The organism is Pseudomonas sp. FME51 (assembly GCF_014897305.1).
Map to the genome: position 1 here is coordinate 1 of NZ_JABUYN010000008.1, position 11145 is coordinate 11145.

Annotated in this window: 12 protein-coding genes; 5 read left to right on the forward strand and 7 right to left on the reverse strand. The window is 58.3% G+C overall.

The genetic code is table 11. The features are described 5' to 3' along the window. Positions 1-607: amidohydrolase (locus INT39_RS14335; RefSeq protein WP_193074679.1), on the reverse strand; the 607-nt coding region annotated here is incomplete at its 3' end. A gap of 109 nt (positions 608-716) precedes the next feature. Between INT39_RS14335 and INT39_RS14340 the strand changes: the two genes are divergently transcribed. Together INT39_RS14340 and INT39_RS14345 are read left to right on the forward strand one after the other, a co-directional pair. Further along, the gene (locus tag INT39_RS14340; protein WP_193074680.1) at positions 717-1508 is read left to right on the forward strand and encodes a class II glutamine amidotransferase; all 792 of its coding nucleotides are present in this window, start codon (positions 717-719) and stop codon (positions 1506-1508) included. 59 nt (positions 1509-1567) lie between these two features. After that, positions 1568-2740: a hypothetical protein gene (locus INT39_RS14345; RefSeq protein WP_193074681.1), complete on the forward strand. Its 1173-nt coding sequence runs from the start codon at positions 1568-1570 to the stop codon at positions 2738-2740. A 60-nt stretch (positions 2741-2800) separates the two neighbouring features. Here the strand turns inward: INT39_RS14345 and INT39_RS14350 are convergent, their stop codons facing one another. The 3 genes from INT39_RS14350 to INT39_RS14360 form a co-directional block, all read right to left on the reverse strand. Beyond that, a complete protein-coding gene (locus INT39_RS14350; protein WP_193074682.1) occupies positions 2801-3163 on the reverse strand; it encodes a YkvA family protein in 363 nt (120 codons plus the stop codon). Between the two features lie 133 nt (positions 3164-3296). After that, a complete protein-coding gene (locus INT39_RS14355) occupies positions 3297-4613 on the reverse strand; it encodes an OprD family porin (protein WP_193074683.1) in 1317 nt (438 codons plus the stop codon). A gap of 154 nt (positions 4614-4767) precedes the next feature. Beyond that, positions 4768-5574 (reverse strand): M48 family metallopeptidase, encoded by an 807-nt coding sequence (locus INT39_RS14360; protein WP_193074684.1) that lies wholly within the window; start codon positions 5572-5574, stop codon positions 4768-4770. Positions 5575-5693: 119 nt separating this feature from the next. Between INT39_RS14360 and INT39_RS14365 the strand changes: the two genes are divergently transcribed. Then, the gene (locus INT39_RS14365; RefSeq protein ID WP_193074685.1) at positions 5694-7826 is read left to right on the forward strand and encodes a methyl-accepting chemotaxis protein; all 2133 of its coding nucleotides are present in this window, start codon (positions 5694-5696) and stop codon (positions 7824-7826) included. Positions 7827-7879: 53 nt separating this feature from the next. Here the strand turns inward: INT39_RS14365 and INT39_RS14370 are convergent, their stop codons facing one another. Continuing rightward, positions 7880-8530 (reverse strand): SOS response-associated peptidase, encoded by a 651-nt coding sequence (locus tag INT39_RS14370; RefSeq protein WP_193074686.1) that lies wholly within the window; start codon positions 8528-8530, stop codon positions 7880-7882. Further along, the gene (locus tag INT39_RS14375; protein WP_193074687.1) at positions 8527-8727 is read right to left on the reverse strand and encodes a CPXCG motif-containing cysteine-rich protein; all 201 of its coding nucleotides are present in this window, start codon (positions 8725-8727) and stop codon (positions 8527-8529) included. The genes INT39_RS14370 and INT39_RS14375 overlap by 4 nt, the downstream gene beginning before the upstream one ends. Before the next feature lie 147 nt (positions 8728-8874). Here INT39_RS14375 and INT39_RS14380 point away from each other — a divergent pair, with 147 nt between their 5' ends. Then, positions 8875-10047, forward strand: coding sequence for a 1-acyl-sn-glycerol-3-phosphate acyltransferase (locus INT39_RS14380; RefSeq protein ID WP_193074688.1), 1173 nt, complete (start codon positions 8875-8877; stop codon positions 10045-10047). Here the strand turns inward: INT39_RS14380 and INT39_RS14385 are convergent. Continuing rightward, entirely contained in the window at positions 10015-10290 is a 276-nt protein-coding gene (locus INT39_RS14385; RefSeq protein ID WP_193074689.1) for a hypothetical protein, read from the reverse strand. The genes INT39_RS14380 and INT39_RS14385 overlap by 33 nt on opposite strands. 267 nt (positions 10291-10557) lie before the next feature. Between INT39_RS14385 and INT39_RS14390 the strand changes: the two genes are divergently transcribed. Further along, positions 10558-11007: a glycine zipper 2TM domain-containing protein gene (locus tag INT39_RS14390; protein ID WP_413468932.1), complete on the forward strand. Its 450-nt coding sequence runs from the start codon at positions 10558-10560 to the stop codon at positions 11005-11007. The last annotated feature ends 138 nt before the right edge of the window (positions 11008-11145 follow it).

Sequence of the window (11145 nt, forward strand, 5' to 3'; positions counted from 1 at the left end):
TGTCGAACAGGCCATCTTCCAGCATCAATTTGGCGCCCCAGCTGGCATCCTGGCCCGGTTGCACCAGGCTCGAACCTTCCTCGGCGGGCTGGAAGATGAACATGACGGTGCCTTCAAGCTCCTCCTGCATGCCTGCCAATATCTCGGCAGTGGCCATCAACATGGCAGTGTGGGCATCATGCCCGCAGGCGTGCATTACATCGACCTCGGTGCCGTGGTAGATGCCGGTCGCCTGGGAAGCGAAGGGTAGGCCGGCGGGCTCTTTCACCGGCAGGGCGTCCATATCGGCGCGCAGAGCAACCGTGCGGCCGGGCTTGGCGCCCTTGAGAATGCCGACCACACCGGTGCGGCCGACCTCGGTCTGTACTTCCATGCCGAGTTTCTTCAGGTGTTCGGCGACCAGTCTGGCGGTGCGGGTTTCCTGTTCGCCCAACTCCGGGTGCTGATGAATGTCCCGGCGCCAGTCGATGAGTTGTGATTCGATTGCTGATGAATCCTTGCGGATCTGCTCTTCAAGGGAGGAGGGAGTGGTCTGTGCAGCAGTATGGGCACTGAATACCAGACCAGTCAGCAGTGCGGAATAGAGAGGTTTGCGTAGAAAGTTCATATGGTTACCTTGGTGTTGGGGCTGTCCTTGCGCATTTGCAGTACCATTTCCCTAGGTCAGACAAGTTTAACGTATTGATGTGCCACCGAATTGCGAACGGAGTAACTGAATGTGTGAATTGATGGGTATGAGCGCCAATGTCCCGACGGACATCTGCTTCAGTTTTTCCGGGTTGATGCAGCGCGGTGGCAAGACCGGACCGCATTGTGATGGCTGGGGTGTGGCGTTCTACGAAGGCAAGGGGGTGCGCTGTTTTCATGATCCGGCGCCCTGCCATAGTTCCGCTGTTGCACAGCTGATCGAGAGTTATCCGATTAAGTCGGAGAATGTGATCTGTCATATCCGTCAGGCCAACGTTGGCCGGGTCAGCCTGGTCAATACTCATCCATTTACCCGCGAGCTATGGGGGCAGTACTGGACCTTTGCCCATAACGGTCAGATCAATGACTTTGTTGCCGGTCCGGGGCCTTTCCAGCCGGTTGGCAATACCGACAGCGAAGCTATCTTCTGCGATCTGCTCAATCGCCTGCGTGGGCGCTTTGCTGAGCAGCCTGATCAAGCGCAGATACTGGCGTCGTTGACTGAAGCCTGTGCCGAATATGCGGCGCGCGGCGTGTGTAATATGTTGCTGAGCAATGGGGAATGGCTTTTCACGCTGTGCACCACCAAGCTGGCGTGGATTACCCGTCGTGCGCCTTTCGGACCCGCCCATTTGCGGGATGTGGAGATGGCGGTGGATTTTCAGGAGCACACCACGCCGAATGATGTGGTGACCGTGATTGCCACTGAACCGCTGACCAGTAATGAGCAATGGCGTGCCTGTGCGCCTGGGGAATGGCGCTTATGGCAGGGCGGCGAAACCATTAGCCAGGGTATGTTGGCAGGCCGTCGATCTGTCTGAACTCGCGGCAACCAACCCCGTCGTAATTCAGAGTCAGTTGAAATTACGAGGTCATTGCCATGCATAAGCACATCAGCCAATCCGCCCTGACAGATCTATTGAAATGGCAGGGCCAGACTTGCCTTTCGCTTTATATGCCGATGGAGCGCAGATTTCCTGACAGGGAACAGAACCCGGTCCGCTATAAGAACTTGTTGCGCCTGTTGAGTGAACAGCTGGGCGAGGGTGCGAATGCGCAGACACGGCAGTCGCTGCAACAGTTCGAGGGGCTGTTGAGCGACGCGGAGCTGTGGAGCAAACCCCGTGGCGGACTTGCCGTGTTGGCGGGTGGAGACGAATTTCGCGTTTTCGTGCTGCACCAATCGGTACCCGAGCAGGTGCGGGTGGACCGTCAGCTCTATTTGCAGCCGCTGTTGCGTATCAGTCAGACGGACGGCCATTTCCAGTTGCTGAGTCTGACGCGGGATAAGGTGCGGTTGTTCGAGGGCAATCAGGATTCGCTTGAGGAAGTGGAGCTGCATGAGGCGGTGCCGCGTAATCTGGAACAGGCGCTGGGGACGGAGCTGACGCCAAAGGACCAATCCGGCCAGCCGGGTGGGTTCAGTAAGGCGTCGGAAAAATCCGCCGGCATGACCATGCATGAGGCTGGGGGTGGTGGCAAACAGGCTGAAATCAACATTGATCGAGAGCGGTATTTTCGCGTCGTGGACAAGGCGATCAGCGAGCACCATTCGCGGGGCATGCCATTGATTCTGGCTGCGTTGCCGCGCAATCAGGCCGCTTTCCGCGCCGTCAGCCACAATCAGCAGTTGCTGGCAGAAGGTGTTGCTCTCGACCCTGCGCTACTGGATGTTGCCACGCTACGCCAGCACTGCGATGAAATCATGACCCGGCGTTACAACGCATGGCTGGATGGCTTGCTTGAGCGTTTTGGGGCAGCTCAGGGTACCGGCCTGGCTTGTCAGGATCTGAACGAGATCGGTCAGGGCGCTGTTGCAGGACGGGTGTCGCTGCTGTTGGTTGAATCAGGACGCAAGGTGCCCGGGGTGGTCAGCAGTACCAGTGGGGCGGTTGATCTGTATCCGGTCGACGAGGGCGGCGCTGTTGAAAATGGCGCGGATGTACTGGATCAGCTGATTCCGCAGGCTTTGCGCAATGGCGCTGAAGTGGTGGTCGTATCTCCGGGCGTGATGCCAACCGAAGCGGGTGCTGCTGCAGTTTTCCGCTTCTGATCTTTTACAACGAGGGTTGAGATGGAACTTAACCGTTCTGACCTATGAAGAGCGAAGGGGCTATTCCTTCAGAGATCTGGAGCCAAACCACTGCTCTATTCTGTCACTTGCCTGGGTTTTGACATCGTCGGTGATATACACCGAGACGGTAGCCAGCGCGGCTAACAGCACGCCGAGGTCGTCGGTGTAGCCGAGCATGGGCGCAAAATCGGGGATCGCATCGAGCGGGAAAATGAAATAACCCAGCGCGCCATAGATGGCGGTCTTGGCCCAGCGGGGCGTCTGCGGGTCCTGAGCTGCGTAATACAGCCAAAGCACCTTCTCAACCACCTCTTTGCCAGCGGTCTTGGCGTAGCGGGACAGCTTGCTCCATAAGCCGCTTTCACTGAATTTCTTTTCGAAGCTGTGGAATTGTCTGGTCATGGTCGCTCCTGTAGATCATAAGGCGCGCAAGAAAATACGCCTGTGCTCAGACTACAGACCACGACAGACAGTTGAAAGTGCGGATGACTGGAAGGAGAGAGATGCCCCGGGGAACCGGGGCATCTGATAGTGCTTAGAGCAGAACGAAGTTGTAGGTCAGGTAGACGCGAACCTGGTCCTGGTCGCGGCCGCCATTATTCTCAGCAGCGCCGGAGCGCAGGCTGGCGTGACGCAGCGATACACCCAGATCCTTCAGGAAGCCCTGCTGCACGGTGTAATCCAGGCGCAGGTTACGTTCCCACTCGCTGTCGCGCTCGCCGGCACGGGTATCGAAGTCGCTGCCGCGCAGGTACTTGGCGGTGAACTTCAGGCCCGGTACCGTGTCGGCGAAGTTGTAGCTGTACTGGCCAACCCAGGTCTTCTCGCCGGCACGCTCGAACTTGTTGATCTGCGAGTCGGTGATCAGGTAGGCAGTGGCACCGCCACCATTGTTGAGGTAGGCAAAGTCGCTGTCGCCGCTCATCTTCTGGTAGCCCAGGCCCAGGCCGTGGTTGCTCAGCTTGTAGGTGAACATGGCGCTCATGGCGCGGTTGTCTACTTCGCCGTTGTTGTAAACGCCCTTGGCAGCGTAGCCAGCTTCACCACTGTCATTGGCACCGGTGGAGCCGCTGTCGAAATAGCGCAGGTCGGTAATCAGCTGACCGGCACCCAGGTCCAGGGTGTGGACGGCACCGAGGTAATGCTGCTTGTAGTAGTCCTTGAGCTTGGCGAAGTAGTAACTGGCAACCAGATTGTCACCAAGCTGGGCATCACCACCGGCATACTGGAACTTGTTCACGCGCTCGGAACCGCCACCCAGCAGCAGGCCTTCATGGGAGGTGGAGTTACGGCCACTGGCTTCGTCGAACTGACCGAGGCGCAGGGTCAGATTGTTGATTTCCTTGGAGGCCAGCATCGCGCCGCTGTAGGTTTGCGGCAGCAGGCGACCGTCGTTGCGGCTCACTACCGGCAGGCTGGGCTGCAGGCCGCGACCGATTTTCAGCTCGGTCTCGGATACCTTGGCCTTGGCGGCGAAGTCGATCTGGCTGAATTCATTGACGGCGCTGTCGTCATGATCCAGCGGGAACATGGTGCCGGGGTTGCGGCTACGGTCAGCTTTGCTGGTGCGGCTGCCCGAATCCAGGCGGATACCCGAGCGGGCGAATACGTCCAGACCGAAGCCGATCGGGCCCTGGGTGTAGCCGGACTGGAAGTTGAGCATGAAGCCCTGGCCCCACTCTTCATCCTTGGAAACGCCGTCACCTTCACGGTAATCGCCATTGAAATACAGGTTACGCAGGCTCAGATTAGCCTTGGCGTCTTCGACAAAGCCGGCGCTTTGAGCGACAGACAAAGTAGGCAGAGCCAGCAGGGCAGCGGTTACGCTGCTGGCGATCAATGTTTTTTTCATTATGTTATTCCTCGAGTGCACATTCTCAGGGTTGCCCAGCGGGCGGACGTTTTTCAACCGCTGTAACATAGACGTAACAGCTAGAAAATCAAGTAATTAAGACTTGAACCTAGACTAATGTATTAGAGGCTCACTTTTATTTAAAGCCCTATGGCTATTTGGCAGCATCATAGAGTGGGCGTACTTTCGGAATATTGCTCTGCAAATTCTGAATTCGACCCGAAGATGTCGGGTGCGTGCTCATGAACGCCGGTGGCTGACCTTGGGAGGCGCTTGCCATTTTCTGCCAGAGTGTCACCGCTGCATCAGGCTGATAACCCGCGCGAGCGGCCAGTTCCAAGCCGATCAAGTCGGCTTCGGTTTCGTTGGAGCGACTGTTTGGCAGGGTCAGGCCATACTGTACCGCCATATCGGCCACCTGACGCGTACCTTCCCCCAGGCCCAACAGCGAGCCGATTACCTGGGTGCCCATTTGCGTGGTATAGGCGCGGGAAATCGCTTCGCGGCCATGTTCGCGCAAAGCGTGGGCAATTTCATGGCCCATGATCTGGGCTATTTCATCGTTGGTCAGCTTCAGTTTGTCGACGATACCGGTATAGAAGAGAATCTTGCCGCCCGGCATGCAGCTGGCATTCAGCTCATCGCTCTTGATCAGGTTGACTTCCCAGTTCCAGCTGCGGGCATCGGGACGGAAGTGATCCACCTCTTTCACCAAACGGTCGGCAATGGTGCGCAGGCGTTTGAGCATCGCTGCGTCGGTGTTCAGCAGCTTCTTGTTTTTCGCTTCGGTGAGCATTTCGTTATAGGACTCGGCCGCCATTTGATCGACCTCGGTGCTCGATAGCGCACTGAACATGTACTGGCTGCGGTCAACGCCGACAGCTCCGCCCTGGGTGGTTTGGACGCTTTCGCAGCTGGCGAGCAGCATGAACGGCAGACAGCAAAATAAACGAATACGCATGACGGATTTTCCTACCGTAATGTTTGGGTAATGGACGTTCTGCACAATACCAGATCATCGCTGAAGGTTTGACCATTCCTGCCGATAAAGTACTCACGACGGTTTTCACGAGTTCCCCCATGAAATTCAGATCCATACAGTTTTCCATTGCAGCGCTTGCCGGCGCCTGTCTGTTTGTCGCAGTAGGAGGTATGACCCTGTATGCGTTGAATGCTTTTGATCGCAATCAGAGCATGGTTGCCGAGCGCACTGAGCAGATCCTTGACGAGCATGTGCGCAGCGAGCTGGAAGCGGTAGCCAATGCCGAAATGCTGCGTATCCGCCAGCAGCTGGAGCAACCCTTTGCTGTGAATGAACAGCTGGCGCTGCTCAATCGTCAGGTCGGTGATATACAGGATGGTCTGCCGGCGCTGATGATCAGCCGTAAGGAGATGTTGCACTATGTCCGCAAGCTATTGGAGGATCGGCCCGAGCTGCTGGCTCTTTATGTAGCCTGGGAGGCGGGCGCATTTGATGGACTGGATGATTTTCATGCAGGAACCGGGCTGCCCGGGCATAGCCAGAGTGGGCAGTTCATTCCTTACTGGTACCGGGACGAGGATGGCTCGATAGGGCTTGATCTGCTGACGGAGCTGGATGACGAGACACTGTTGGATAACGGTATTCGTGCCGGTGAGTATTATTTTTGCCCCCGAGATACTCAGGGCCCTTGCGTGATTGATCCGGCTCCCTATGAGGTGGGGGATCGTACGGTAATGCTGGCATCCTTTACTGCCCCGATCATGCTCAATGGTGAATTTCTCGGGATTGTCGGTGCGGACCTGTCGCTGGACTTTCTGCAGTCCATGTTGGAACAAAGTAATAACCGCCTGTACGACGGGGTGGGGTATCAGGCACTGATCAGTACCAACGATAGGTTGGTAGCCTGGACAGGTGACGAGGCCGCACTCGGCCAGCCCGCCGAGCAAGTGCTGGATGCTGCTGGGATGGCCAACCTGAAGCGGTTGGCCGATCAGCCGATCTATGAAGTGGACCGGGCCAATAACCAGATCGAACTCTGGATGCCGGTTCCGCTGGGTAACTCCGGTACCCGCTGGGCATTGTTGATCAGTCTGCCGTTGGATGTGGTGATGGCGAAACTGGACGTGTTGGAAGCTGAGCTGGCGCAGCAGCAGTCGAGCGCGACTGTGACCCTGGCGGCCATCGGTGCGCTGATTGCGTTGATCGGCCTGGGCGTGATGCTGCTGGTCGGTTATAGCCTGGCCCGACCGGCACGTCGCCTGGCAACCATGCTTAATGAAGTGGCCCAGGGAGATGGCGACCTTACCCAGCGGCTGGCGGTCGACCGTGCCGATGAGTTCGGCGACATTGCCCGCGGATTCAACGGCTTCCTCGATAAGCTGCAGGGCATGATGCGTGACGTGGTGGACTCGGTGCAGCAGGTGACTGATGCTGCCGAAAACACGGCGGATATCGCCATGCGCACTAATGATGGTGTGCAGACTCAGCTCGGTGAGATCGAGTTGGTGGCAACGGCTGTAACGGAGATGACCGCCACGGCTCAAGATGTTGCACGCAATGCTGGATTGGCCGCAGAGGCGGCAGGCAATGCCCACGGCTCGGCCAGCCACGGGCGCAAGGTGGTGCAGGATACGGCAGACACCATTCAGCGCCTGGCGGCTGATATGGAGCGCGCGGTGCAAACCGTGCAGACCCTGGCCCATGACAGCGAGAATATCAGCTCGATTCTGGATGCCATTCGTGGGATTGCCGAGCAGACCAACCTGTTGGCGCTGAATGCGGCTATTGAAGCGGCGCGCGCCGGGGAGCATGGCCGCGGCTTTGCGGTGGTTGCGGATGAGGTGCGCAATCTGGCATTGAAGACCCAGAGCTCCACCGAAGAGATTCAGCGGATGATCGAGCAGCTGCAGACCAATACCCGGCAGACGGTCAAGGTCATGGAGAAAAGCCGTGTGCGTACCGAGGAAAGTGTCCTGCAGGCCGAAGAAGCTGACGCAGCACTCACCTCGATTACTCAGGCGGTGTCGGTGATCAATGACATGAACATCCAGATCGCCAGCGCAGCGGAGCAGCAGAGCGCGGTGGCCGAGGACATCAACCGCAATGTCAGCACTATCGGTCAGGTCGCCCATTCGGTGGCCGAGGGCGCCGGTGATGCGTCCAGCGCCAGCGCTGGCCTGACCAAGCTGGCCGAGCACCAGCGGCGTTTGATCAATCAGTTCAAGGTGTAGGCTGGGGGGCCGGGACGTAGAGCAGGGGAGCGATCATGTCCCTGCCAGGACCACTAATCCAGCCTGACGGCATGGCCTGTGGGGTTGCAGCAATGGGGGCCTTGAGTGGCGGGGCTGCTGACCGCGGGGTTGACCGGGTACATCAACTGTACCTGGGAGTCGGCATTCAGCAGCAGCGGTTGCAGAGCACTCGGCGCGGTAGCATCAGCTAGCCAGATGGCCTGTTCGGCCTTGTTGAGAGTGACGGGCATGCGTCCGCCCAGGCGTGCCGGGAGGCCTTTGGCAGGGGCCGTGATCAGCGCGCAGCTGTCCCAATAGGTACCATCATCCAAGGCGTAACGGTCCCACAGGCCAGCCAGCGCAAGGCCTCCATTCTGCTGGCGCAGATACCAGGGTTGCTTACGCCGCCCCTGCTGCTGCCAGACATAGAAACCGTCCACTGGGATCAGGCAGCGCCGCTGTACCAGTGGTTCGCGGAACATGGGCTTGTCATGCAGAAACTCGGCCTGTGCGGAGAAGGCTGCGCGGCTCAGGTCGCGCAGCCAGCTGGGCGTCAGATTCCACAGCACCTGGCTGCACTCGAGTTGGCTGTTCACCTTGCGCAGAATCAGCAGTCGATTACCGGGGCAAACATTCCAGTTGGGTTTCCAGTCTTCGGGCATCTCTGCCAGCGGCGCGCTGAACTGGGCGAGTCGGCCGCTCACAGCGGATCTTCCTCGCGACGCAGGTCCAATTGGTAATTTTCCATATCCGCATCGACCCATAAATGAACCAATATGGGTTGGCAGCATACCGAGCAGTCTTCTACATAGCTTTGCGAGCCGCCACTGAGATCGACCAACAGCCTGATCGGCTCGCCACAATGCGGGCAATTGCGGGCGCATTCATCCAACAATGGCATGGGCGTTCTCCTGGAAAGGGGCAATATGGGTAGCAGCCAGAGAGTCTAGCCCGTCCGTCAATTCGACGAAACAGCTACAGGGGAATTGTGAGTCGAATCGCGGCACCGCATAATGCGCGGTTTCCACCCCAAGGTAATGAGGAATACATGGGCGAGTTTGATGCCATCCGGCCCTATGGAGATGTTGAAGTGTCTGAGGTTCTGCAGCGTCTGCTGCGGGATGAGGAGTTGCTGCGGATGCTGGCCGGGTATCGGTTTCCGCGACTCAGCCGCTGGCTGCCGGGGGTAGCATCGACACTGATCGCAAACGGATTGCGTCGCGAGGTCCGCGGTATCGATAGCGTGGATGCGCTACAGCATCGCCTCGAACCCTGGTTGGACAAGGTGATCGAACGCAGCGCGCTGACTGTCACCTACAGCGGGCTGGAGCATCTCAGCAAGACCCAGCCATATCTGTTTCTGGCCAATCATCGGGATATCGCCATGGATCCGGCGTTCGTCAACTACGCGCTGTATCACGGTGGGCATCCCACGCCGCGTATTGCGATCGGTGACAACCTGTTGCAACGCCCTTTCGTCAGCGACCTGATGCGCTTGAACAAATGCTTCATCGTGCACCGTTCGGTTGCCGGTCGGCGGGAAAAGCTCACGGTTTATCAGACCCTGTCTGCCTACATCAACCATTCGATTCTGAGCGGACATTCAGTGTGGATCGCCCAGGCCGAAGGTCGCGCCAAGGATGGCTGTGATCGCACCGATACGGCGATCATCAAGATGCTGTGCATGAGTCGCAAGGGTGAGGACTTTGCCGATGTAGTGCGCTCGCTGAATATCGTTCCGGTGTCCATCGCGTATGAATGGGACCCCTGTGACCAGATGAAGGCACGGGAGTTGGAGCAGCGAGAGCACACCGGTGCTTACAGCAAGCAGCCGGGCGAGGACGACCGTTCCATCGCCATGGGCCTGACCGGTTATAAAGGTCGAGTGCATATTGCCTTCGGCAAGCCTCTGACGGGCGAACATCGGGATGCCAAAAGCGTGGCGGCGGAAGCGGATCGGCAGATTCTGGGTCTGTATCGCCTTTATCCCAGTAATTATCTGGCGATGGAGCAGTTGCTGTCGGAGCAGACGGAGGTCGATATCACTGGCTGGCGCGACCAGTTCGAAGTAGCCATGCTGGCCGCGGAAGAGAAGCGGTTTGCCGAGCGTCTGGCGGCTTGCCCCGCGGAGCAGCGGCTGTGGTGGTTACGACAATATGCCAATCCGGTAGCCAGCCGGCAGTGGGTATCAGACCAGGCGGGCAGCGAGGGTCAGCAGTAGAGCCAGCCCGAGACACACACCACCGACCAGCATGAACATCCGGTTGGCGCGGTGATTGACGGTGACGCCATTCAGCGTCAGTACGCCGCTTGTGTCAGCTGCCAGACGGTCGGCGCGGGCTGTACGCAGTTGCGTGGCGATGATCAGCCAGCTGCCGCTGAGACCATAGAACAACGCCAGGCAATTGAGCACAAAGGCGCTATTGTTCAAATAGTACATCCACGCAACCTGCAAAATGGGCATGCAACTGTCTCCGGATAGATTCGGTGCTCGTGACCCGCGGGTATAGTTGTTATTCTGGCTGGAGCTTGAATAGGTCGATGATCGGCGCGCATTCTAGAACAAACATCAATCAACCTCGATCCATGGCCTTGAAAACCCGATGAAAGGCAACTGCGCAACATTTGTCGCCTCGCCGGGTCCAACTACTCAGGCGCTGACCACAGACTCACCAGGGAGCCGTAAGGGTTTCCTGCACAGATACAGGATGGTGACACCATGAATACACAAATTCTCAAGAGCTGCCTGCTAGGCGCGGCGCTGGTGCTGGGCGGCTGTGCTTCAGGTCTGACCGGCGACACCTACAGCCGCGATGAGGCGCGTGCGCCGCAGACCGTGCGCATGGGTACCGTTGAATCGGTACGACTGGTACAGATCGAAGGCACCAAAACCAATATTGGTACCGGCGCTGGTGCTGTGGTCGGCGGTGTCGCCGGCAGCTCGATCGGCGGTGGGCGCGGTAGCATCATTACCGGTGTACTGGGGGCAGTCGCGGGCGGGATGGCCGGTGCGGCTGCCGAAGAGGGGATCACGCGCAACCAGGGCATCGAGATTACCGTACGCGAGGATGGTGGCCAGACACGGGCCTACGTGCAGGAAGTTGATCCGAACATCTCTTTTGCTGCGGGCGAAAGGGTACGAGTATTGACAGTTAATGGCGTGTCACGCGTCAGCAAGTAGGGTCCAGGGCGGGGTGGTCTCCGGCCCGCTTGCCGGTTTTTATACGGAATTCGGCGCATTGTTTAACTTCTCAGTAGGCCAGCCGTCACCCATGGTGGCGGCTGGCCTTCGTTTTTTATGTGAGAAAGCTGGCCTTTA